Source organism: Myxococcus sp. NMCA1, assembly GCF_026810205.1.
In the GTDB taxonomy this organism is placed as follows: Bacteria; Myxococcota; Myxococcia; order Myxococcales; family Myxococcaceae; genus Myxococcus; species Myxococcus xanthus_A.
On sequence record NZ_CP113950.1, the window covers coordinates 1,033,712 to 1,057,442 of the forward strand.

The 23,731-nt window shown below is 70.9% G+C and carries 15 protein-coding genes; 7 read left to right on the forward strand and 8 right to left on the reverse strand.

Annotation, left to right across the window (positions count from 1 at the left end):
- The first annotated feature begins 71 nt into the window (after positions 1-71).
- The gene (locus OZ403_RS04555) at positions 72-1,586 is read left to right on the forward strand and encodes a serine/threonine-protein kinase (RefSeq protein WP_268783560.1); all 1,515 of its coding nucleotides are present in this window, start codon (positions 72-74) and stop codon (positions 1,584-1,586) included.
- 43 nt (positions 1,587-1,629) lie between these two features.
- Here the strand turns inward: OZ403_RS04555 and OZ403_RS04560 are convergent, their stop codons facing one another.
- Complete coding sequence (locus OZ403_RS04560; protein ID WP_140853087.1) at positions 1,630-2,166, reverse strand: FHA domain-containing protein; 537 nt, start codon at positions 2,164-2,166, stop codon at positions 1,630-1,632.
- Positions 2,167-2,350: 184 nt separating this feature from the next.
- On the opposite strand from OZ403_RS04560, the gene OZ403_RS04565 reads away from it, so the two are divergent.
- Positions 2,351-3,775: an alpha/beta hydrolase gene (locus OZ403_RS04565; protein WP_268783561.1), complete on the forward strand. Its 1,425-nt coding sequence runs from the start codon at positions 2,351-2,353 to the stop codon at positions 3,773-3,775.
- Positions 3,776-3,782: 7 nt separating this feature from the next.
- Here the strand turns inward: OZ403_RS04565 and OZ403_RS04570 are convergent, their stop codons facing one another.
- Positions 3,783-4,634, reverse strand: coding sequence for an ATP-grasp domain-containing protein (locus OZ403_RS04570; RefSeq protein ID WP_268783562.1), 852 nt, complete (start codon positions 4,632-4,634; stop codon positions 3,783-3,785).
- A 294-nt stretch (positions 4,635-4,928) separates the two neighbouring features.
- Here OZ403_RS04570 and OZ403_RS04575 point away from each other — a divergent pair, with 294 nt between their 5' ends.
- A complete protein-coding gene (locus OZ403_RS04575; protein ID WP_268783563.1) occupies positions 4,929-9,431 on the forward strand; it encodes a lamin tail domain-containing protein in 4,503 nt (1,500 codons plus the stop codon).
- 158 nt (positions 9,432-9,589) lie between these two features.
- Here OZ403_RS04575 and OZ403_RS04580 read toward each other — a convergent pair whose 3' ends face one another.
- On the reverse strand, positions 9,590-10,252 hold the full coding sequence (locus tag OZ403_RS04580; protein ID WP_140873278.1) for a TetR/AcrR family transcriptional regulator: 663 nt from the start codon (positions 10,250-10,252) through the stop codon (positions 9,590-9,592).
- Positions 10,253-10,270: 18 nt separating this feature from the next.
- Positions 10,271-11,743, reverse strand: a complete 1,473-nt coding sequence (locus tag OZ403_RS04585) for a metallophosphoesterase (RefSeq protein WP_268783564.1) — start codon at positions 11,741-11,743, stop codon at positions 10,271-10,273.
- A gap of 311 nt (positions 11,744-12,054) precedes the next feature.
- Between OZ403_RS04585 and OZ403_RS04590 the strand changes: the two genes are divergently transcribed.
- Positions 12,055-16,428 (forward strand): RCC1 domain-containing protein, encoded by a 4,374-nt coding sequence (locus tag OZ403_RS04590; RefSeq protein ID WP_268783565.1) that lies wholly within the window; start codon positions 12,055-12,057, stop codon positions 16,426-16,428.
- A gap of 204 nt (positions 16,429-16,632) precedes the next feature.
- Here OZ403_RS04590 and OZ403_RS04595 read toward each other — a convergent pair whose 3' ends face one another.
- From OZ403_RS04595 to OZ403_RS04610, 4 genes are all read right to left on the reverse strand, one after another.
- Complete coding sequence (locus tag OZ403_RS04595; RefSeq protein WP_140787640.1) at positions 16,633-17,232, reverse strand: hypothetical protein; 600 nt, start codon at positions 17,230-17,232, stop codon at positions 16,633-16,635.
- Between the two features lie 141 nt (positions 17,233-17,373).
- On the reverse strand, positions 17,374-18,459 hold the full coding sequence (locus OZ403_RS04600; RefSeq protein WP_268783566.1) for an alpha/beta hydrolase-fold protein: 1,086 nt from the start codon (positions 18,457-18,459) through the stop codon (positions 17,374-17,376).
- A 9-nt stretch (positions 18,460-18,468) separates the two neighbouring features.
- Positions 18,469-19,371, reverse strand: a complete 903-nt coding sequence (locus tag OZ403_RS04605; protein ID WP_268783567.1) for a TIGR01777 family oxidoreductase — start codon at positions 19,369-19,371, stop codon at positions 18,469-18,471.
- Positions 19,368-19,931, reverse strand: coding sequence for a peroxiredoxin family protein (locus OZ403_RS04610; RefSeq protein ID WP_174258647.1), 564 nt, complete (start codon positions 19,929-19,931; stop codon positions 19,368-19,370). The genes OZ403_RS04605 and OZ403_RS04610 overlap by 4 nt, the downstream gene beginning before the upstream one ends.
- Positions 19,932-20,045: 114 nt before the next feature.
- Between OZ403_RS04610 and OZ403_RS04615 the strand changes: the two genes are divergently transcribed.
- The 3 genes from OZ403_RS04615 to OZ403_RS04625 are packed head-to-tail and all read left to right on the forward strand — an operon-like array spanning position 20,046 to position 23,699.
- On the forward strand, positions 20,046-21,131 hold the full coding sequence (locus tag OZ403_RS04615) for a polyprenyl synthetase family protein (protein WP_140787648.1): 1,086 nt from the start codon (positions 20,046-20,048) through the stop codon (positions 21,129-21,131).
- Between the two features lie 7 nt (positions 21,132-21,138).
- Positions 21,139-22,692 (forward strand): phytoene desaturase family protein, encoded by a 1,554-nt coding sequence (locus OZ403_RS04620; protein WP_268783568.1) that lies wholly within the window; start codon positions 21,139-21,141, stop codon positions 22,690-22,692.
- Positions 22,689-23,699 (forward strand): phytoene/squalene synthase family protein, encoded by a 1,011-nt coding sequence (locus OZ403_RS04625; protein WP_268783569.1) that lies wholly within the window; start codon positions 22,689-22,691, stop codon positions 23,697-23,699. Before OZ403_RS04620 ends, OZ403_RS04625 begins: the two co-directional genes overlap by 4 nt.
- Positions 23,700-23,731: the final 32 nt, after the last annotated feature.

Sequence of the window (23,731 nt, forward strand, 5' to 3'; positions counted from 1 at the left end):
GGCGTCCCTGGGAAGACAGAGTGCAGATCCAGGGTTGCTGTTTGCCCCGGACATGGAAATTTCTTCTCACCATGGGCTCCGATGACGCCTTCATGCAGACCGTGCAGTCCAGGGCCGAGGCCACCGTGAGTGACGCGGGGGCCCGAGCCAGTGACGAGCTCCAGGAGGGCTCCACGCTGGGGAACTACCAGTTGGAGCAGTTCCTGGGCGAAGGGTCCATGGGCCGGGTGTTCCAGGCGCGGCACACGCGGCTGGGGCGCCAGGTGGCGCTCAAGGTCCTGCGGCCGGAGCACGCGCGGGACGGCGGCTTCGTGCGGCGCTTCTTCCAGGAGGCCCGCACCGTCAATCAAATCAACCACGAGCACATCGTGGAGATTTTCGACTTCGTCGACGAGAGCGCGACGGGCGGGCACGTCTACTGCGTGATGGAGCTGCTGCGCGGGCAGAGCCTGAGCTCGCTGGCGCAGGCGGAGCCGCTGACGCTGGCGCGTATCCAGCGCTTCGTGGTGCAGGTGTGCGCGGCGCTCGGCGCGGCCCACCAGGTGGGCGTGGTGCACCGGGACGTGAAGCCGGACAACCTCTTCGTCATCCACCGCGCGGGCCAGCCGGACTTCGTGAAGGTGTTGGACTTCGGTGTGGCGAAGCTGCTCACCGCCGAGGGGGGCACCACCGGGACGGTGGACGGCACCATCATCGGGACGCCCGCGTACATGGCGCCGGAGCAGGCCGCGGGCCTGCCGGTGGATGCGCGCTCCGACATCTACGCGGTGGGCAACATCCTCTACGAGCTCATCTCCGGAAAGCCGCCCTTCCAGGCGCCGGCCTTTGGTCATCTGGTGGTGCAGATCATCACCCAGCCGCCGCCGCCGCTGCCCTCGCACTTGCCGTCCGGTGAGCCCGTGCCGCCGCAACTGGCGGAGCTGGTGATGCGCTGCCTGTCGAAGGAGCCCGAGGCCCGGCCGCAGAGCCTGGCGGAGGTGACGACAGCGCTCCTCCTGTTGCCCGCGTCCGCCCAGGCGCTGACGCCCGCGCCCGCGGAGCTGGCGCTGGAGGCCTCCGAGCGGCCCACGCACAAGGTGCGGGTGGCGGTGACGGGGCGCTGGCACCGCCGGGCGGTGGTGACGGTGGGGACCGCGGCGTTGGTGGTGGTGGCCGCGGTGGTCACCTGGTCCGGCATGCAGCCGGAGCCCGCTCCCGCCGCGGCCCCAGTGGCCCATGCGGCCGACGTCGTGGCCCGGTCTGTCGCCGAAGCTCCGGCCGCGCCCGCCGCCGCGCTCCAACTGCTTCCGCCCGTCACGCTCACGGTGCGCTCCTTCCCGGAGGGCGCGCAGGTGCTGCGCCTGGACACGGGCGAGCTGCTGGGCGTGACGCCGCTGGTGAAGCAGGTGTCCGGTGAGTCCGCGCCGCTGCGCCTGCGCGTGGAGCTGGCCGGCTATGCCCCGCTGGAGCGGATGGTGAACCTGGACAAGCACGCCGAGCTGGAGGTGCCGCTGGTGAAGGCGCTGCCTTCGCCCCGGCAGAAGCCCGCGGCCGGGACGCAGCGCGCGACAGACAAGAAGAGCCGCGCGCGCCCTGTCACGCAGTAGGTGTCGCGGTGGCCCCGCCCTGGGAGGCGGGGCCTGGGCCCGCTCAGCGGGGCGCCGCCGTCTGGGCGAGCACCTGGGCGGCGATGCGGCCAATGCGCTCGTTGAAGTCCTCCGCCTCGTGGAAGGTGAGGCGCACGTCACCCACATGAAGCTGCGCGCCGGGCTGGAGCACGGTGGGCTGCTCCGGCTCCAGGGCTGTGCCGCCCAGCGTCACCGGCCGGGAGGCGGCGACGCGCGTCACCGTCCAGCGTCCTTCCAGGGTGGGGGACAGGTGGAGCTGCTCGCGCGACACGGTGGCGTCATTGACGACCAGCGCGTTGTTCGAGGCCCGGCCCAGCCGCAGCGGACTGCCGTCCGTGTGGCCCACCAGTTCGAAGCACAGTGCGTCACCGGCGGGCAGGCAGTCCCGCAGGTCCGTCAGCGGCAGCCGCGTGGCGGCCACGTTGCCCTCCACCACTTCGGGGACATTCCAAGCGCCCGCCTCCCACACCAGCCACGGGTGTGGGTACTTGGCGCGAAACTTCTCCTTGAGAGCCATGTGCTGCCTCACGAGCAGCGAGAGCAGCAGAGCGCGAGCCATGCGGGTTGAATAGCCTTCCTCCCCCGTCGCGGCCCGAGAACGTGCGCGTGGGGGGCCATGGGATGTCAACGAATGGCCAGATGCCGGGTGGGATGCCCCACTCGCGCCCGGGCCGACCCCTGTAGTACACCCGCGACCGGCTCCTGTCCCCCGGACAAGGCATCCCCGCCTCCTGGAAGATTCGATGCGTCGCCTGCTCGCCGCCGTGTTCTGCGCCGCTGCCGTGCTGGCGGCTTGTGAAGACGATTCCCCACCGCCTCCCACGCCGCCGCCTCCCTCCACGGAGACGTACCCGGACGCCGGCACGCGCCCGGACGCGGGCCCCCAGGAGCCGTGGGCCTGCCAGCGGAGCACGACGGTGCACAACGCGCCCATGAGGCTGCTCACCCGGCTGCAACTGGAGATGAGCCGCGCCACGTCCTCCGCGCAGCGCACGGAGGCCATCGACCGCTTCGTGGCGGAGGTGGAGGAGCAGGGCGGCCGGCCCCTGGTGAGTGACGTCAAGGCGGGTCGTCCTCGCGTGGCCTTCTTCGTGCGAGGCGAGGCCGGCCGGGACACCTTCGTCGCCGGTGACTTCAACGGTTGGTCCGCCACGGCCACGCCGCTGGTGCAGGTTCGGGACACCGACCTGTACGTGGCGGAGGTGGAGGTGCCGCGCACCGGCCCGCAGCCGTACAAGCTGGTGAAGGACGGAGACTTCATCGCGGACCCGGGCGCGCGCCACGTCGCGTGGGACAACTTCAACCGGTACGACGTGGGGCAGTTCAACTCGCTCATCTACCCGGAGCTCCAGGACGCCGCGAAAGGCCGGCTCACCGCGTGGTACGGCGTGCCCGCCACGGTGTTGGGGGATGTGCGCGACGTCTTCGTCTACACGCCGGCGGCGTATGACGGGCGGGAGTGCCCGGCCCTGCCGGTGATGTACCTCCACGACGGCAACGAGAGCCTGACGCGCGAGTCCTTCGCGGAAGCGGCGGACACGCACTACGCGGCGCGGCCGGAGGACTCGGCGGTGCTCGTCTTCGTGGCGCTGCCGGACCAGTCCGTGCGTCTGGCGCAGTACACCTTCCCGCCCGCGCGCGCGCCGGGCTGGCCCACGCCGCGCGGGGATGACTACCTGGCCTTCATCCGCGACGACCTGATGCCGCGCGTGGAGGCGTCCTACCGCGTGAAGACGGGCCCGCGGGAGACGGGCATCGCCGGCGCGTCACTGGGCGGCCTCATCTCCGTCTACGCGGGCTTCCAGATGCCGGAGAAGTTCGGCTTCGTGGGCTCCCAGTCCGGCACGCTGTTCTGGCCCCACGACGGGGAGGTGGACCGCGACGACGGCAACGCGATGATTCTCCGCGCGGGCCAGGAGCCGGTGGTGCCGGTGCGCTTCTACGTGGACCACGGCTCGCCCGTGGCGGGCTGCGCGCGGGACGGCGAGGAGGGTGGGGACGACTGCCAGTCCAACCTGCAGTTCGTGGAGGCGCTGCGCGGCCGCGGCTACGGCGTGGCCCACTGGAACGAGCCCGGCGCCGAGCACGACTGGGCCTTCTGGAAGCGGCGCCTGCCGAAGCTGCTGTGCAACTTCCGCAACGCGGCCCCGGCGGTGTGCGGCCTGTAGTCTGGCCTCACAGCTTCGCGACGATGGCGCGGGCCAGCCGGCCCGCGGCCCCCGCATCGAGCGACAGGAACAGGCGCGGCTCGGTGGCCTCCAGCTCTTGCAGCCGCGCCTGGCCCGCGTTGTCGGTGGCCACGTCCACGCGGGCGTAGAGCAGGGGGCGGCCCACCGCTTCCAGCACGGACTCTGCCAGCCGCAGCTCGGCCGCGTCCTCGGGCGTGAAGGCGGTGGGCTCGGAGAAGCCGCGCGGCGCGTCCAGCAGCGTGGGTGGCCGGCGCACCGCGTGGCTGAGGACGCCGTCGAAGAAGACGTAGCTGCGCTCGCCCTCCGTTTCGAAGGCGGTGAGGTAGGGCTGCACCATGACGTCGCCGTCGCGAGTCATTTCCGCCAGCCGGGCGGTGGCGGCGTGGGCCTCCGCGCGCGGGAAGATGTGCGTCTTGAGCGCTCCCGCGGACACGGCGGGCTTGAGCACCACCGCGTCCCAGCCGTGCCTGATCGCCAGCTCGCCCACATCGAGCGTGTCTCCCTTCCGCACCCAGGTGGTGGGCGTCACCAGCACGCCCTTCTCCTCCAGTTCGCGCAGGTAGTGCTTGTGCGTGTTCCAGCGCAGCACGGGCGCGGGATTGTGGAGCTGCGTGAGGCGGCCCACCTTGTCCGCCCAGGCGACGAAGGCGTCGCGGCGCAGGTGGCTGTCCCACGTGTTGCGCACCAGGGCCAGCCGCACCGTCTTCCAGTCCATGGCCGGGTCATCCCAGACGACGGGCCGGGCCTCCACGCCCAGGGCCGCGAGCGCGGGCAGCAGCGATGCGTCAAAGGCATCGAGTTGAGGCAAGCCTTCGAAGGTGAGGACGGCGACGTCCATGACGCGGGCTCCCGGTGTTGAAACGTGCAGCGGCTTGTAGCGCGTGCGGCGCCTGCGCGCAGGGCTCTCGCGGTGCGTCAAAACAGGGTGCGGGCCAGTCCGACAGGTAGGCACTGAACGTCCCGTACTTGAGGTGAGGCGAGCGGCGTACTCCACGGCACATTCGGGTGGGCGGACGCTCGGGAACTGGACCTGTGCGGTCAGGTGTCGCTGAAATGTTTCAAGGGGTACGCTCTTCGCGTGCCAAGGACCTGTCACCTTCCCTCCGGCCGGCTCCGCCGGGAGACCCACGAGATGCGAATGTCCCCACGTTTATTACTCGCCGCGCTAGGCGCGGTCCTCCTCTTCCACGCTGGATGCGGCGACGAGCCTGGTTGTGAGGGGGCGAGCTGCAACCCGCAAGCGGTCTGCGGCAACAACGTCGTCGAGCAGGGCGAGCAGTGCGACGACGGCAACAAGGTGGACGGCGACGGCTGTGAGTCCAACTGTACGCCGACGCCCGCGCCGGGCGCGGTATGTGGCAACGGCAAGCTGGAAGGCGAAGAGGTCTGTGACGACGGCAACACGGTGGACGGTGATGGCTGTCAGGCGAACTGCACGCCGACGCTGACCCAATGCCCCGCGGCCAACGCGCCCGCGCTTCCTGACGGCGCCACCTGCGCGGTGACGCAGCCGGGCTCCGCCGCGCGCCTCTTCACGGGCGTGGTGCTGAAGGACGGCGAGACGCTGGTGGGCGGCCAGGTGCTGGTGGATGCGCAGGGTGTCATCCAGTGCGCCGCCTGTGATTGCTCCGCCGCGGCGGGCGCCGCCGAGGCCACGCAGGTTTCCTGCCCCGGTGGTGTCATCTCCCCGGGCCTCGTGAATCCGCACGAGCACATCACGTATCCGATGGAGCCGTACGTCGGCTCCGAGGAGCGCTACGAGCACCGCCACGAGTGGCGCACCGGCCGCAACGGCCACACGCGCATCAACAGCCCCGCGGCCAGCGCCGCGGACAACGTTCGCTGGGGCGAGCTGCGCCAGATGATGGCGGGCGCCACCTCCATGGCGGGCGCGGGTGGCCAGGCCGGCCTGCTGCGCAACGTGGACGTGAACAACACCGCCCTCCAGGAGGGCCTGGGCGAGGGTGTGGTGAACTCGGACACGTTCCCGCTGGGTGACACCAGCGGCAACCTGATTGCGTCGGGCTGTGGTTACGGCTCGATGCCGACGACGAACTCGCTGCCGCGCTCGGCCGCGTACCTGCCGCACATCTCCGAGGGCATCTCCACCGCGGCGCTCAACGAGTTCCTCTGCCTGTCCACGGGCCAGAACAACGTGATGCAGCCGCGCACCGCCGTCATCCACGGCATCGGCCTGACGGCGAAGGAGATTCGCGTCATGGCGGAGAATGGCACCGGCCTCATCTGGTCGCCCCGTTCGAACATCTCGCTGTACGGCGACACGGCCATGGTGACGGTCTACAAGAACCAGGGTGTCACCATCGCGCTGGGCACCGACTGGCTGCGCTCCGGCTCCATGAACCTGCTGCGCGAGCTGCAGTGCGCGGACTACCTCAACACCTCGCACTACGCGCGGACCTTCAGCGACGAGGACCTCTGGCGCATGGTGACGTCGAACGCGTCGGACCTGGTGGACACGTTCGAGAAGACGGGCCGCATCGCCGAGGGCAAGGTGGCCGACCTGGCCATCTTCCAGCTGCGCACCTTCGCCCATTCGCCGCACCGCGCGGTCATCACTTCGAACCCCGAACACGTGGTGCTCACGATGCGGGGTGGCAAGCCGCTCTACGGTGACCAGGCGCTGATGGCCGGGCTCCGCGGCGCGGATACCTGCGACACGCTGGACGTGTGCGGCACCTCGAAGGAAGTCTGCCTCCAGTCCGAGATTGGCAAGAACCTGGCGGCGCTGACGTCGGGCGCCACGGCGAAGTACCCGCTGTTCGCGTGCGGTACGCCGGAGAACGAGCCGGTGTGTGCGCCCCGCCGTGCCTCGCTGGACTCGCGCTGGCCGGCCGTCGTGAACAACTCCACCAGCTACACGGGCGAGGTTCGCGCCGCGGACCCGGACGGCGACGGCCTGGTGGGCGCCGCCGATAACTGCCCCACCATCTTCAACCCCATCCGCCCCATGGACAATGGCAAGCAGGCGGACTCGGATGGCGACGGGATTGGCGACGCGTGCGACCCCTGCCCGCTGGAGGCGGGTAACGCCTGCACGTCGTTCACCGTGGGCGACGATGACCACGACGGCATCGTGACGTGGCTGGACAACTGCCCGTTCGTTGCCAACCCGGACCAGGCGGACGCGGACGGCGACGGCAAGGGTGATGCGTGTGACGCGTGCTCCAGCGTTCCGAACCCGGGCGACCTGGGCTGCCCCGCCACCATTCACGAGCTGAAGACGCCCGTGGGCGGCAGCCTGCCGCTGGTGGGCAAGCCGGTGTCCATCCTGGACGTCGTCGTCACCGGTGTCGTGAAGGGCGGCGCGAGCTCCCAGGGCTACTGGGTGCAGACGTATCCGCTGCCCTCGGGCACGAGCGTGGATAACTCCGGTCTCTATGTGTTCTCGCCCAAGGGCGACCTCGCGGTGGGTGATCGCATCGACATCACCACGGGCGTGCTGCTCCTCTACTTCGGCCTGCCCGAGTTGACCGAGGTCAAGTACGTCAAGCGCAGCTCCGGCAACGAGGTTCCCGCGCCGGTGGTGGTGACGACGGCCGACATCCGCACCGGTGGCCCGCGTGCCGCCGCGCTGGAAGGCGTGCTCGTGGAGGTCCGCGACGTGGCGGTCAACACGGGGGTGGACGAGTTCGGCCAGTTCCTGGTGAACGAGGCGGGTGACGCCGGTCAGCCGGGTCTGATGATTGACGACCAGGCCTATGCCTTCCCGGTCCCGTCCATTGGCACGCGCTTCGGCGCGCTGCGCGGCGTGCTGACGTACAACTTCAATGACTCCAAGCTGGTGCCGCGCTTCCAGGCGGACATGCCGCTGCCGCCGCCGTCGCTGACGGGCTTCGGTCCGAACGGCTATGCGCGCGTGGGCGGCACGGGCCCGGTGAACACCTTCCCGCAGGCGCTGACGCTGACGCTGTCGTCCGCCTACGCAGAGGCCCTCGATGTCGTCATCACCTCCTCCGACGAGAGCGCGCTGAGCGTGCAGGGCGGCCGCATCACCATCCCCGCGGGTCAGACGTCCGCGACGGTGCAGGTGAACGCGGTGGCGCCCGCGCAGAGCGTGACGCTGACGGCCACGCTGGGCGGCTCCACGCAGACGGCCACCGTCCGGGTGCTGGGTGCCGACGAGCAGCCCGAGGTGGTAGGTGTCACCCCGGGTGACGTGACGATGGTGCCCGGCGGCGAGGTGGTCTTCACCGTGCGGCTGGACCGTCCGGCGCCTGCCAACGCCACCATGGCGCTGAGCGTGAATCCGGCGACGGGCTTCGGCACCTTCGTTCCGGCGAACGGCACGCTCACCGTGACGGAGAACGCCACGGAGGCGGTGTTCTCCTTCATCGCGGACTCGGCGGCCACGGCCACCGAGCCCGGCACGGTGACGGCGAGCATCGGTGCGAGCAGCGCGAGCGCCACCGTGACGCTGGACCAGAATGCGCCGCGGCTGACGGCCCTGTCGCCGTCCTCGGCGGTGACGATTCCGGCGGGCGGGACGCAGACGTTCACCCTGACGGTGGACCGTCCGGCCGCGCAGGACACGGTTGTTGAGCTGGCGGTGGTGCCGGGGGCGGGCGTGCAGAACTACGGCACGGTGCCGGCCTCGGCCACGATTCCGGCGGGCGCCACGGAGGTGACCTTCACCTTCACGGCGGACGCGCAGGGCGAGGGCACGGGCACGGTGTACGCCACGCTGTACGGCATCACCCAGACCACCGAACTCACGGTGCTTCCGCCTCCGCCCGCGCTCAGCGCGGTGACGCCGGCGGTGGCCACCGTCTACTTCGGCACGCAGCAGGTCTTCACGGTGGCGCTGGATCGTCGTGCGCCGGCGGGTGGCATCACGGTGGACGTGGCGCTGGAGCCCGCCACGGGCATGGGCGAGCTGTCGAGCTCGACGGTGAGCATCGCGGAAGGCCAGACGACGGGCACCGTGACGTTCGCCGCGGGCGAAGAGGATGCCCAGGGACGGCTGATTGCGTCCTACGCGGGCGTCACCCGCGGGGTGGACATCACCATCGCGGAGCGTCCCGCCGTCGGCCATATCGTCATCAGTGAAATCTCCGCGCGCGGCGCGACGGCTCAGAACGATGAGTTCATCGAGCTCTACAACCCGACGGGCGCGGACATCACGCTGAACGGCTGGAAGGTCCAGTACAAGAGCGCGGCGAGCACGACGAACTACTCGGGTTCGGTGGACATCCCGGACGGCACGGTCATCAAGGCCTACGGCTACCTGCTCCTCGCGCACAACTCGGGCTACACCGGGACGGTCACGAAGGACGTGGGATACGCCTTCGACATGTCGGCCTCGACGTCGGGCGGCGGCCACGTCCGCATCGGCCCGAACCTCGCGGCGGACAACCTGAACGACCCCAACACGGTGGACAAGGTGGGCTACGGCACGGCGAACCAGCCCGAGGGCAGCGCGGCCCCCGCCCACCCGGGCGCGGGCGGCAGCCTCGAGCGCAAGGCGCGTCCGAACTCCACGGCGGAGACCATGGCGGTGGGCGGCGCCGATGCCCTGGCTGGCAACGGCCACGACACGGACGACAACGGGAGCGACTTCATCGTCCGCGCCGCGAGTCAGCCGCAGAACTCGCAGAGCCCGGCGGAGCGGCCGTAGCCGTCAGGCAACCCGGAGACGGGGCTGAAGTACAGGCCCTGTTTCCGTGAGGTCCAGAACGGGCGGAACCCTGACATGGGGTTCCGCCCGTTTCATTTTGAGCGGGGCATGTGTCCGGGCGCTGGCTGGCGTTGCCGCGTCAGCCCTCGTAAGGGATGTCAGGATTGGCTGGCATTGACGCAGTCGAAGCCTGTGGCCTGCACGAGTCCCGCCTGGTGTATCAGCATGACGGCGCGGTACAGGGGGTCGTAATCCACGGAGGCGCGGAAGAGGTTCTGGTGCACGAGCATGCCCAGGAGCCCGCCCAGGAGGCTGTGCGCGGCGGCGAGTGCGTCCACGTCCTGCCGGAACTCCCCCATCTGCTGCCCGTGACGGATGAGGCGCTCCAGCGTCGTCGCGTAGAGGGCCAGCTTGTCTCGGATGGCCTCCGCTACCTGGTCATTGGAGTCGGCGGCCTCGGCCGCGAGCATCGCGAAGAAGATTCCGTATTCACGGTGCTCGCGAAGGAGGAGGTGCGTCCGCTCGCAGATGGCTTGGAATTGCTCCCGCGCCGGAAGCTCGCGGTCGTCTCCAGGTAGCTGAAAGGCTCTCAGACAGCGCTGGTGTAATTCCTCAATCGCAGCCAGCAGCAGGTCTTCCTTGGTGGGGAAGTGCCAGTACAGCGCTCCGGGCGTCATCCGGATGGCGCGGGATAAGTCCGCCATCGTCGTGGCGAGGAAGCCTCGCCTCGCGAAGAGGTGGATGGCCGCTTCCAGAATGTCCATGCGCGTGCGCGCGGCACGCTCTTGTTTCAGCTCACGTTGGGCGGGTTCCCTGGCCATACCCGCCGAATCTATGCATCACGCCAGGAGTGTCACCCGGACGATCTCCGGCGGCGCTCCGACGCGCAGCGGCGGACCCCAGAAGCCTGTTCCCCGGCTGACATACAGGTGCCGGTCTCCTTCGTGAAACAAACCCGCGTCGTGCTCCCAGATGGCGGAGACCGCCAGCGTGAAGGGGAAGAACTGTCCCCCATGCGTGTGTCCGGAGAGCTGCAAGCCCATTCCCTCCCGCGCCGCCACCTTCCAGTTCGACGGCTGATGCGCGAGCAGCACCGAGGCCCGCTCGGAATCCCGGCCCGTCGTCGCCGCCGCCAGGTCATAGCCTTGCGAGAACCCCATCTTGCCCGCCGACCAGTCGTCCACACCCACCAGGTCGAATGACGCGGCCGTGTCGCCAATGCGCACGTGACGGTTGCGCAGAACATGCACATCCATACGCTCCAGCGCCTCCGCCCAGGCCGCGTCGCTCCAGTAGTACTCGTGGTTTCCCGTGACGAAGTAGGTGCCGTGGCGTGACTTCAACTCGGACAGCGCCGAGACCGCCGGGGCCAGCGACGCGACGTGTCCGTCCACCAGGTCGCCAGTGATGCACACCAGGTCGGGGCGCAATGCGTTGCAGCGGCGCACCAACTCGTCCATGAAGCGGCGCCGGATGACCGGGCCCACGTGGATGTCACTCAGGTGGACGATGCTGAAGCCATCCAGCGCCTTGGGCAGCCCCGGCAGCTTCACCGCCACCTCGTTCACCACCGGCGGATGGAAGGCGCTCCACATCCCGAAGCCCGTCACACCACCTGCGGCCAGCACCGCTCCGCCGGCTGTCGCCCGAGCAAGGAAGCGTCGACGCTCCACATCCACCGGGGCCGCGGACGTGGCGCCGTCGGCCCCTGTCGCCATTGCCACCGGAGCAGCTTCGGCGTGCGTCGCCGCCGCGCCGTGTCCACCTGGCGCCATGGCCTCCAGAGTCACCGACACGGACTCGGTGCCCGTCGCCGCCGCGCCGTGTCCGCTCGTCGCCAGGGCTTCCGGAGTCACTGACACGGACTCCGTGCCCGTCGCCGCCAGCGTGCCGCCAGCCTGTGCCGCGCCACCCACCGCATGTGAATGGGACACCGAGGCCCTCGTGCCGGCGACCTGTGCGCCACCGCGCAGCTCCACCACCGCCGGCTCGCCGCGCGAGCGCTGCATTCGTGCCGCCACCATGCGCACCGCGGCCAACACTCCGAGCGCGAGCAACAGGTAGATGGCCATGCCCATCCACGTCCACACCGCCGTGGCCACGGCGAAGGTGGAGTCCATGGGAAGGAAGCGCGTCACCGACCACGACAGCACCAGCAGTGTGCCCAACACCGTCATGACGCCCATGCCCACGCGCCGCCATGCGCGGTGCTCCGACGTGGCCGCGAAGAGGCGCCGGTACAGGTAGACGTGGATGGCGACCGTGGCGATGCCGGTGACGAGGGCGAAGAGGATGAAGCGCGCGGTGTCCATGCAGTGCGCCATCCTGACCCGTGCGCGACGCGCTGCAATGCAATCCGGCGTGAAGAAATGTGAACACCTCGTACACGGACATCGCATCAATCCGTGTGGGGTGTTCGCAGCTGGGGCAATCGCGACCCGAACCCACGTCGCATGCGATTGCAGCATGCAGCCAAGAGAGCGCCTGAGCCATTCTCGCGATACAAGTAACAGCGTGTTGGCCGCATACACCGGCCTGCCCGAAAGCCACTGAAGGGTCGCCGCGTGTGTAACGGCGAACCGCCTGGCTGACGCGCATGCACCACCTCATCGAGGAGACCCCCATGCCCCCTGACATGATGGCGGGAACGCGCCGCCTGTTGATGTGCCTGTTGAGCGCCTTGCTGATGGCTGGCTGCGAGCCCTCGGGGGAGCTCGCCATGCCGGAGACTCCACACGCCACGCGCACCCAGCGAGTGGTCGTCACGGCTCCGCCGATGCGCATCGCCGCGGGTTCCCAGCACTCGCTGTATCTGTCACCCGGAGGCGACGTGTGGGCCTGGGGCGGCAATGGCTCCGGCCAGCTTGGCGGGGCGGAGACGTCCCTCCTGGGACTGGCGCCGGTGCGGCTGGCGGCGCTGGAGGACATCGTGTCGGTGGTGTCCGGAGAAGCCCACTCGCTCGCACTGGGCGCGGATGGCACGGTGTGGACGTGGGGCGGCAACAGCTCCGGGCAGCTCGGTGATGGCAGCACCACCGACCGCGCGACGCCGATGCGGGTGGCCGGCCTGGACAACGTGGTGGCGGTGGCCGCAGGAGACTTCCACTCGCTGGCGCTGCGCGAAGACGGCACGGTATGGGCGTGGGGGACGAACTTCCACGGACAGCTCGGCCGGGGACACACCCAGCCGGGGCTCACGCCCGAGCGGGTTCCTGGGTTGAATGGCGTGGTCGCGCTCGCCGCGGGCTTCGACTTCACCCTGGCCGTGCTCGAGGACGGCACGGTGCGCGCGTGGGGCTCCAACGGCTCTGGCCAATTGGGTGACGGTACCTTCACCCAGCGCCTGTCTCCCGTGAAGGTCTCCCAGCTCAGCGGCATCACCGCGGTGACGGCGGGCACCTACCACGCGCTGGCGCTGGGCAAGGACGGCGGCGTGTGGGCGTGGGGCAGCAATGCCTCCGGGCAGCTCGGTGATGGCACGTGGAATGACCGCGCCGTGCCCATGCAGGTGCCGGGACTCGAGCGGGTGAAGGCCGTGGCCTCCATGGACTCGGATTCGCTGGCGCTGCTCGAAGCGGGCGCCGTGTTCGCGTGGGGTGCCAATGGCTCCGGCCAACTGGGCGATGGAGACACCACCGACCGCGCCACGCCGGGACCGGTGCCGGGGCTGAATGCGGTGGCCTCGGTGGTGGGCGGCGCGCAGCACGCGCTGGCCCTGCGAAAAGACGGCACGCTCTGGGCCTGGGGCGGAGGCCTGTCGGGCCAGCTGGGCCACGGCGGCTCCGAGCGCCACGTGGTGCCCGCGCCGGTGATGCGCCTGGCGGGCGTGACGTCGATGGCGACCGGCAGCTTCCACTCCCTGGCCGCGCTGGGGGATGGCTCCGTCTGGGCCTGGGGCCGCAACACCTCCGGACAGCTCGGTGATGGCAGCACCGCCGAGCGCCACGCCGCGGTGCGCGTGGAGGGGCTCGGCGGCGTTCGCAGCGTCGCCTCGGCCGCCCACCATTCGCTCGCCGTGGGCATGGATGGGACGGTCTGGGCCTGGGGGCGCAACGCCGCCGGACAGCTGGGGGATGGCACCACCACGGACCGCGCCCGGCCCGTCGCGGTGCCGGGCCTGACGTCGGTGACGGCGGTGGCCGCGGGCGGCAGTCACGTCCTGGCGCTGCGCAGCGACGGCAGCGTGTGGGCCTGGGGCTACAACGCGCTGGGACAGCTGGGGGACGGCACGACGGTGGACCGGTTGACGCCGGTGCGCGTGTCGGGGCTCGGTGCGGTGGTGGCGGTGGCCGCCGGTTCGTACTTCTCCATGGTCCTGCAGTCCGACGGCACGGTGTGGACGTGGGGCGAGGGCTTCGAGGGACAGCTGGGGGACGGCGGTGGCGTTCAGCGATTGAGTCCGGTGCGTGTGGAGGGACTGGCGAACGTCACCCGCGTGGCGGCGGGCTCCGCGCATGCGCTGGCCGTGCGCGGCGACGGCACGGTGTGGGCGTGGGGCGACAATGGTGAAGGGCAGCTCGGGGACGGCTCCTGGGCGGACCGCTTCCGTCCGGTGCAGGTGCCGGGGCTGCAGGGCATCACCGCCGTCAGCGGTGGCCGCTCCCACTCCATGGCGTTGCAAGGCGATGGCACGGTGCGCGCGTGGGGCTACAACGGTTACGGCCAGCTCGGAGACGGAACGCTCACCTCTCGCGTGCGGCCCGCCCTCATCCCCGGCCTGACTGGCATCCAGGCGCTCCACCCCAGCCACCTGCACGTGCTCGCGCTGCACGCGGATGGGACGTTGCGCGGGTGGGGCTACAACCGCTTCGGCCAGCTGGGCCTGGGCGCCGCGGGGTGGAGCGCCCTGCCGGTGCAGGTGCGTGGCATTGGCCGCGTGGACCGGTTGTCCGTCGGCCGCGCGCACACGCTGATGGTACGCGCCGATGGCACGGTGATGGCCTGGGGAGAGAATGGCTCGGGCCAACTGGGCGACGGCACCTCTACCCACCGCGCGGGACCGGTGTCCGTGCGCGGCGTGCCCTGTGTCCGCTCGGTCGCCAGCGGCTTGCGGCACTCGCTGGCGCTGGCGTGTGACGGCACCGTCTGGGCCTGGGGCGCGAACGGGCGGGGGCAGCTGGGGGATGGCACCACCACCCCGCGCGTGACGCCGGGGCTGGTGGAGGGGCTTCGGGGCGTGGTGGCGCTGGCGGCGGGGGGAGACGCGTCGGTGGCGCTGCGCGCGGATGGCTCCGTGTGGAGCTGGGGCGGCAACGCCAGTGGCCAGCTGGGGGACGGCACCACTACTGACCGCGCCCTGCCGGCCCACCTCGAGCACCTCTCCAACGTGGTGGCCGTGGCGGTGGGCGAAACGCACGCCCTGGCGGTGGGCGAGGACGGCGCGTTGTGGGCCTGGGGCGCGAATGGCTCGGGCCAGCTGGGAGATGGGGGCACCGAGCCGAGCCTGACGCCGGTGCGCGTGAAGGGGCTGGAGCGCGTGGCGTCCGTGGCGGCCGGGCGCGCCTTCTCGGTGGCGGTGCGCGACGACGGCACCGCGTGGGCCTGGGGCGCGAACCCGTCCGGCCAGCTGGGCGATGGCACCAACCTCGCGCGGAGCGTGCCCAAGCAGGTGGCCTCCGTGAAGGGCATCCGCGCCATGTCCGCGGGGGCCCACCACGTGGTGGCGCTGAGCGCCGACGGCACGGTGTGGACGTGGGGCGACAACACGCTGGGGCAGCTGGGGGATGGCTCGTCCTCGCCGACGTGGATGTACCCCCGGCAGGTGCCGGAGCTGCGAGGCGTGGAGGCGGTGGCCGCGGGAGAGCAGTTCACCGTGGCCGTGCTGCTGGACGGTACCGCCCGCGCCTGGGGCAGCAACGAGTACGGCCAGCTCGGTGATGGGAAGACGGGCCCGCAGCTGACGCCGATGGCGGTGAAAATCGACGGGCCGAAAATCCGCCCGCCCGTGCGCGCCGTGCGCGCCTGGGGCCAGCACGCGGTGGTGCAAATGTCGGACGGCACCGTGCAGACGTGGGGCGACAACGCGTTCGGCCAGCTGGGAGACGGCACCACCACGCGACGCGCGGTGCCCTTGGAGGTTCGTGGATTGGCGAGCGTGGTGGCCGTGTCCTCGGGCGCCTGGCACTCGCTGGCGCTGCGCAGTGACGGCACCGTCTGGGCGTGGGGCGCCAATGGCTTCGGTCAGCTCGGGGATGGCACGTCCACTTCGCGCACCAGGCCGGTGCAGGTGGCCGGGCTGGGGGACGTGGTGGCCATTGGCTCGGGGGGCTACCACGCGCTGGCGGTGCGCTCGGATGGCTCGGTGTGGACGTGGGGCTACAACGCGTTCGGCCAGCTGGGGGACGGCACCGCGGAGTCGCGCTCCCTGCCCATCCGGGTGGAGGGGCTGGAGGGCGTGGTGGCCGTGGCGGGCGGAGACCACTACTCGCTGGCGCTGCACTCGGACGGCACCCTGTCTGCGTGGGGCAACAACGCGTCGGGCCAGTTGGGAGACGGCACCGGCACCACCCGCTACTCGCGCGTGGGGGTGAAGGGCGTGGACGGCGTGGTGGACGTGCGCGCGGGCGCGACGCACACGGTGGCGCTGCGGGGCGACGGCACCGTCTGGACGTGGGGCGACAACGCGTTCGGTCAACTGGGGGACGGCACCAGCGGCACGCGGATGCGCCTGGTGCCCCGGCCGGTGCCGAGCCTGTCCTCTGTGTCCGCCGTGGGCGCGGGGGCTCGCCACGCGTTCGCCGTGGGGCTCAAGGGCACGGTGTGGACGTGGGGCCGCAACTCGCACGGCCAGCTGGGGCTGGGGGACAACGCGAACCGGACGGAGCCCCTGCGCGTGCGGGAGCTGACGGACGTCACCGTGGTGTCGGGCGGGGCGGATTTCTCCCTGGCGATGAAGCGCGACGGCACGGTGCTGAGCTGGGGCTCCAGCCTCTACGGCACGTTGGGCCTGGGCGCCGCGGGGCAGCGCTCGTCACCCGGGCAGGTGGCGCTGCCCTGAGCCGGGCATCAGGGCCTGTTCAGAGGGTGCGGCGGGCGGTCCGCATCCGCACCCGGTACTTCTTGGGCGGGCGTTTCCTGAGCCGGGCCCGGTACGTGCCATGCGCGCGCCGGGCCGGGCGGGAGCGTCGGCTGATGGTTTTCCTGCGACCCGCGCCGGGGGTGCGTCGACGAGGAGCTTTCATGGGTGCATCCGGCGCGTGCGCTAAGGCTTCTCCGTGAGCGGGCGGGGCGTCGTCAGCTCGGAGCCGATCTGCCGCCACTCCTGCGCGTAGGCGCCGCGAGCGAAGGCGCGCAGGTCGTCGGACGTCACCGTGCCCCGCGCCATGGCGGTCCCCAGCGCGCGCACGACGGCGTTGCGGTGCGGCTGCTCGACGTAGGGATTGCCCTCGCGGAACACCTCACCGAAGAGCGACTCCAGGCGGCCGTCCTGCTTCAGACGCTCGACGATGCGGGCCTGCGAGGCGGGCTCGTTCGCGTGCGCGTGCAGCATGGCGGAGGCGAGCCCGCCCTGGGCGTCCGCCTGGTCGGGGAACTCGGAGAGCAGCTCCAGCTCCGCGTCAGCGCCCGCGATGGCGGTGGCGTCCGGAGGCGGAGGCGGCGCCGTCACCCCGCGCTGGGCGGGGCGCCGGTCGGGCTCGAAGTCGCTGCGGCCCTGGAACGTCTGCACCGTGCGGTGCGCCTGGACGCCCTTCGTCCCCTGGGTGGCGGTGCCGGAGGCCGGCCGCTGCTCCGGGGCGCTGGCGCGCTCATGCACCGGGCCCTTGGGCGAGGACGGACGGTTACCACCATCAATGCGAGACATGGGGGGCTCCAGGGATGGGGCCCGGTGCGGACAGAGCTCCGGGAATTCCCATGTAGGTTATCGGGCGCGGTGCGGCTCCAGTTGCGTCCCACCTCTAACGTGCGTCCGCCGGAGCGTCCCCGCACGGCGGGCGAACCCGCGTCATCGCCCGGAAAAACGCAATGACTCCCGGCGCTTGGCGGGCGGGGGAGGGAAGTGGCGCTCCAGGCCGTGTACCAGGTCTTCACGCCACGCAGGGTAGTTGTGCCCACCGCTGTACTCCCTGAGTTCCACCTGATGCCCGGCTTCTGAGAGCACGGGAACGATGCGGCGGTTGCCCTCCAGCAAGCCCTCGAAGCGGCCGCAGTCAAGCCAGACATCCAGCGGGCGGCGGGGTGGGGGCCGCGCCAGGTCGAAGACGACGAAGTCATGGCCCTCCACCGCGAAGGCCCCGGACTGCGACAGCACCCGGCCGAAGACGTCCGGCATGCGCAGGCCGGTGTAGAGCGCCATCAACCCGCCCAGCGAGGCCCCGAGTACCGCGTGGGCACCGGGGCTGCGCCGCTCGTCCACCAGCGACAGCTTCTGGCGCGCCAGCGGCAGCACCTTCCACTTCAACAGCCCCACCGTGTACTCGCTGCAGGCGTACTCCATGCTGCGCGTCTCGCCGCCATTGCACACGAGCGCCAGGGCCACCGGACGCATGCGGCCTTCGGCCATCAGGGTGTCCACCAGCTCCGGAAGGCGGACGCGGCGCAGATAGTCCTCGCCGTCGTACACCACCACCAAGGGCACCGGCGCGTCCGTGGGCGGCGCGTACAGGTACACCCGGCGCTGGCCCGGCAGGTCCACGTCTCCTGTGTCCACCACGTGCCGGGTGACGCGCCCCCGAGGCGCGCCGCGCGGGTGCCGGGCGGGCAGGGACGAGCGGGTCTGGGGCATGTGGAACGAATGGTTGATGCCGCCAAAGCCATTGTCGGAGGGGTGGCGGTTGAGCGGGTCCTCCACGCGCCGGCCGCGCGGGTCCTCCAGCGCGTATTCGACGTAGGCATCCGCGGGCAGCGTCAGCGTGCGAGCCCACAGTCCGGGCGCCACGCGCTTGAGGGGCAGCGGCTTGCCGCGCCAGTCCTGGAAGTCACCTTGGAGGCAGATGGGGCCCCGGCCTCGCCACACGAAGGTGGCGGTGTCCGGGTCGATGACGGGCGTTCCCTCGGCGCGGGCCCGCGCCTCCAGTGTCTTCGCGTCCATCCGCGCACCCTAAGCCAGCAGGTCGCGCAGCGCGCCCTCCAGCTCCGGGTACCGGAACACGAAGCCCGCCTCATGGGCGCGCTGGGGCAGCACGCGCTGGCCCTCCAACACCACCTTCGCCATCTCTCCCAGGGCCGCCTTGAGCATGAACGCCGGCATCCGCACCATGGACGGCCGGCCCAGCACGTGGCCCAGCGTGTGCGCGAAGAAGGCGTTCGTCACCGGCGTGGGCGCGGTGGCGTTCACCATGCCCTCCACCTGGGGATGGGCCAGCAGGAAGAGGAGCAAATCCCTGGCGTCGTCGCGGTGCACCCAGCTCACGAATTGCTCGCCGCTGCCCACCGGGCCGCCCGCGCCCACGCGGAAGGGGGGCAGCATCTTGTGGAGCGCGCCGCCGTCCGGGTGCAGCACCACGCCCATGCGCACCACCGCCGTGGCGATATCGGACTCGCGCGCCTGCATCGCCTCCGCCTCCCAGTCCACGCACACGCGGGCCAGGAAGTCGTCACCTGGAGGGCTCTCCTCCGTCAGCGGATCCGCGCCGCGCGTGCCGCCGTAGTAGCCGATGGCGGACGCCGACACGAACCGCCTCACCGTGCCCGCGCCCCGCATCGCCGCCACCACGCGCGTGCCCAGCACCCGGCTGTCGTGGATGCGGTGCTTGCCTTCCCGCGTCCAACGCTGGGCCACCGGCTCGCCCGCCAGGTGCACGACGGCCTCCGCGTCCGCCAGGGCCTCGGGCGGCAGCGGCGAGCCGGCGTCGAAGGGCGCTCCCGTCACGCCGGCGGGCAGGCGGGCCAGGGCGTGTTCAACGTTCCGGGACAGGATGTGGACCTGATGTCCGCGCTCCAACAAACCCTGGACAAGCCCTGGACCTAGGAAGCCGCTCGCGCCGGTGAGGGCCACCTTCACGGGGAGGGCTCCGAAGGCGCCGGGGCGTTCAGGTCCACGCCCACCAGGCGGCTCAGGACGGCGAAGAAGGTCGTCAGCTCATCCGGCTTCATCCGGCCGGAGTGCCGGTAGACCAGGGCCCCTTCGGAATCCAGCAGCACGATGTTGGACGTTTTCACCGGCAGCTTCCACGGCGCCTTTCCCAACGCTCCATCCATATCCACCAGGATAGGCACGCCCACCTTCTTCTCCTCGTCCCGGACGAAGGAGAGGGCAATCTGCCGGGCCGGAAAAAAGTCGAAATTCTGAAGGTTTGCGACCGCCAGCACCCAGGCCGCATCCAGGATTCCGCGCTCCTGACCCCGGGCGAACAGCTCCTTCTTCAGGGTCGAGTTGAGCTTGGTCGAGTCCTTGTCCTCATAGAACAGGATGACCGGTTTTCCTCGCCACTTGGAAAGCTGGACCTCCTTTCCCGCGGAGGTGCGTAACGTCGCGTCCACCGGCTCCGTGGCCGGCGCCGCGCCCAGGGCACTTCCCGCTGCCAGGGAGATGGAGAGCGCACCTGCGATCCACGCCTTCATGAGGGGACCTCTGTGTACAAGGTTATCGCAAACCTTAGACATACCCTTGACAAGCTCTGGACGCAAACGCTACCTCTAGGACGCAAAGGAACGGGTTCTTCGGAGGAAAGAAGCATGGCACTCACGCTTCCCGATGCGCAGCCGCCGACGGGCCTGCTTCCTCTGGAGCAGGCCTGGCTGCAACTGGTCCAGGCGGAGGTGGAGACCTCGCTGGCGGAGTTGTTCGAACTTCCCGACGAGGCCGGCCTGGACGTTCGTTGGACACAGGCACTGACGCAGGCCCGGGCCTATGCCTTGCGGCCCGCCAAGCGGCTCCGCCCCGCGCTGGTGATGGCCGGACACTGCCTGGCGCGTGGGAGCGCGGTGGTGCCCTCCGGGTTGTGGCGCTTCGCCGCTGGGCTGGAGCTGCTGCACACCTTCCTCCTCATCCACGACGACGTGGCGGATCAGGCGGAGCTGCGGCGGGGCGCCGCGTCCCTGCACCGGCTGCTGGCGCCCGGACGCGCGGGCGAGGACCTGGCCGTGGTGGTGGGAGACCACCTCTTCGCGCGCGCCCTGGAGGCCATGCTGGGCTCGGGGCTGACGGGCGTCGCGGGCGTGGTGCAGTACTACCTGGGCGTGTGCCGTCACACGGCGGCCGGGCAGTACCTGGACCTGGACCTGGGCCGCGCGCCGCTGGCGGAGGTGACGCTCTTCCAGACGCTGCGCGTGGCGCATCTCAAGACGGCGCGCTACGGCTTCTGCGCCCCGCTGGTGTGCGGGGCCATGCTCGGCGGTGCCAGCAGCGGCTTGGTGGAGGGGTTGGAGCGCGTGGGCCGTCACGTCGGTCTTGCCTACCAGCTTCGGGACGATTTGCTGGGCCTTTTTGGTGATTCGAACGTCGCTGGCAAGGCCGCTGACGGCGACTTCCTCCAAGGCAAGCGAACCTTTCCAGTGCTGGCCGCCTTCGCGCGCGCCACCGAGGCCGAGCGCATGGAGCTGGAGGCGCTGTGGTCGCTGCCGGTGGAGCAGAAGGACGCCGCGGCGCTGGCGCGGGCCCGCGCGCTGGTGGAGTCCTGCGGAGGCCGGGCCGCGTGTGAGCGCATGGTGGTGCGCGCCTCCCGGGCCGCCCGCCGCTCGTTGCAGTCGCTGCCCAATCCCAACGGTGTGAGAGAGCTGCTCGACGCGCTCATCGCCCGGCTGGCCCACCGCGCCGCCTGAGGACGCCATGAGTGCATCGACACAGGGCAGGCGCATCGTGGTGGTGGGCGCGGGCGTGGGCGGGCTGGCCGCCGCCGCCCGGCTGGCGCACCAGGGCTTCGACGTCCAGGTCTTCGAGAAGACACAGGGACCGGGCGGGCGCTGCAACCGGTTGCAGGTGGATGGCTTCACGTGGGACCTGGGCCCCACCATCGTGCTGATGCCGGAGGTGTTCGAGGAGACCTTCCGCGCGGTGGGCCGCCGCATCGAGGACTACCTGACGCTGCTCAAGTGCGACCCGAACTATCGGGTCCACTTCCGGGACGGTTCGGATGTCACCTTCACGTCAGAGCTGTGCGCCATGGGCCGCGAGTTGGAGCGCGTGGAGCCCGGCAGCTACGCGCGCTACCTCGCCTTCCTGGCCCAGGGCCGCGTCCAGTACCGAACGAGCCTGGACCACCTGGTGGGGCGCAACTACGAGGGCCTGCGCGACTACCTCTCGCCGCGCGTGCTCGCGCGCATCTTCCAGGTACGCGCCCACCGCCGCATGTACGGGGACGTCAGCCGCTTCTTCCAGGACGAGCGGCTGCGCGCGGCGATGACCTTCCAGACGATGTACCTGGGCGTGTCGCCCTACGCGTCGCCCGCGGTGTACGGCCTGCTGCCCTTCACCGAGCTGGGTGTGGGCATCTGGTTCCCCAAGGGCGGCCTGTATGCCATTCCCCAGGCGCTGGAGCGGCTGGCGCGCGAGGAGGGTGTGCGCTTCCACTACGGCGCGCCCGTGGAGCGCATCCTCACCGATGGCGGCCGTACTCGAGGCGTGCGGTTGGAGGGCGGCGAGGTGGTGGAGGCGGACGCGGTGCTGTGCAACGCGGACCTGCCCTACGCGTACGAGAAGCTGCTGGACCCGAAGGCGACGACGCTCAAGCGCAAGGAGAAGCTGCGCTACACGTCCAGCGGCTACATGCTCTACCTGGGCATGAAGCGGCGCTACCCGGAGCTCTTGCACCACAACGTGGTGTTCGGCCGGGACTACAAGGGCTCCTTCGACGACATCTTCGAGCGCTTCCGCGTGCCGGAGGACCCCAGCTTCTACGTCAACGCGCCCACGCGCACCGACGCGTCCCTGGCGCCCGAGGGCAAGGACGCGCTCTACGTGCTGGTGCCCGTGCCGCACCAGCACCCGGACCTGGACTGGAAGGTGGAGGGGCCCAAGGTGCGCGCGAAGTTCTTCGCGCGCATGGCGGAGCTGGGCTTCCCGTCGCTGGAGTCGGACATCGAGGTGGAGCGCGTCTTCACTCCGGATAACTGGGCCGGCGCCTTCAACCTGGCGCGTGGCAGCGCCTTCGGCCTGTCCCAGAACTTCACGCAGATTGGCCCCTTCCGTCCGTCCAACCAGGACGCGCGGGTGAAGAACCTCTTCTTCGTCGGTGCTTCCACGCAGCCGGGGACGGGGCTGCCCACGGTGCTCATCTCCGCGCGGCTGGTGACGGAGCGGCTGATGACGTGGGCCCACGCGCAGGGCGTTTCGCTGTCGCCTCGGACGGCCGCCGCCACGCCGCTGGAAGGGGTGGCCGCGTGAGCCCGCCTGTCGACAAGGCGCTGGTGGAGCGCGGCTATGTGCTGGCGAAGCAGGTGACGCGCCATCACGCCAAGAGCTTCTTCTTCGCCTCGTACCTGCTCTTCGGCCTGCGCCGGAAGGCGGCGTTCGCGCTCTACGCCTTCTGCCGGCGCCTGGACGACATGGTGGATGGGGACGACGCGGCGAGCGCGGCCGATGCGTTGCCGGTGCGGCTGGCGCGGGCGCGGCAGCGCGTGGCGGAGCTGTACGTGCCCATGCCGGAGCTGGCCTCGCGCGAGCTGGGCCCGCCCGCGGACCGGGTGAAGGGCAGCGCGGCCGCGACGCCGTGGGACGCGCGGGAGTTCGCCGCGCTCGAGCACACGGTGCGCCACTTCCGGATTCCGGAGCAGCCCTTCCAGGACCTCATCTCCGGCATGGAGATGGACCTGACGAAGCACCGCTACGCCACCTGGGCGGAGCTGGACCTCTATTGCTACCGCGTGGCGGGCGTGGTGGGGCTGATGCTGACGCCGGTGCTGGGGTGCTCGGACGCGGCGGCGGTGGAGCCCGCGGCCGACCTGGGCCGGGCCATGCAGCTCACCAACATCCTCCGCGACGTGCGCGAGGACCTGGAGCGCGGCCGGGTGTACCTGCCCGCCGAGGAGCTGGCCGCCTTCGGATTGTCGGAGGACGACTTGCGGCGCGGACAGGTGGACGCGCGCTGGCGGTCCTTCATGCGCTTCCAGGTCGAGCGCTCGCGGGCGTACTACGCGCGGGCGGCGGCCGGCGTGCGCTACCTGACGGGCTTCGGCAGTCAGCGGATGGTGCGGCTGATGGGCGCCATCTATGGCGACATCCTGCGCGACATCGAAGCGCGCGACTACGACGTGTTCAGCGCCCGGGCCCACGTGACGACGCGCCGCAAGCTCGCGCTGGCTTCCGCGGCCATGGTGCGGCCCGCCGCGGTGCTGCCCGTCCCCCAGGGCGAGGTGCGCATGCCGCTGCTTCCCACCGGGACGGGCGGGTGAGGGCGTCATGCGTGGCGATGGAATGAAGACGG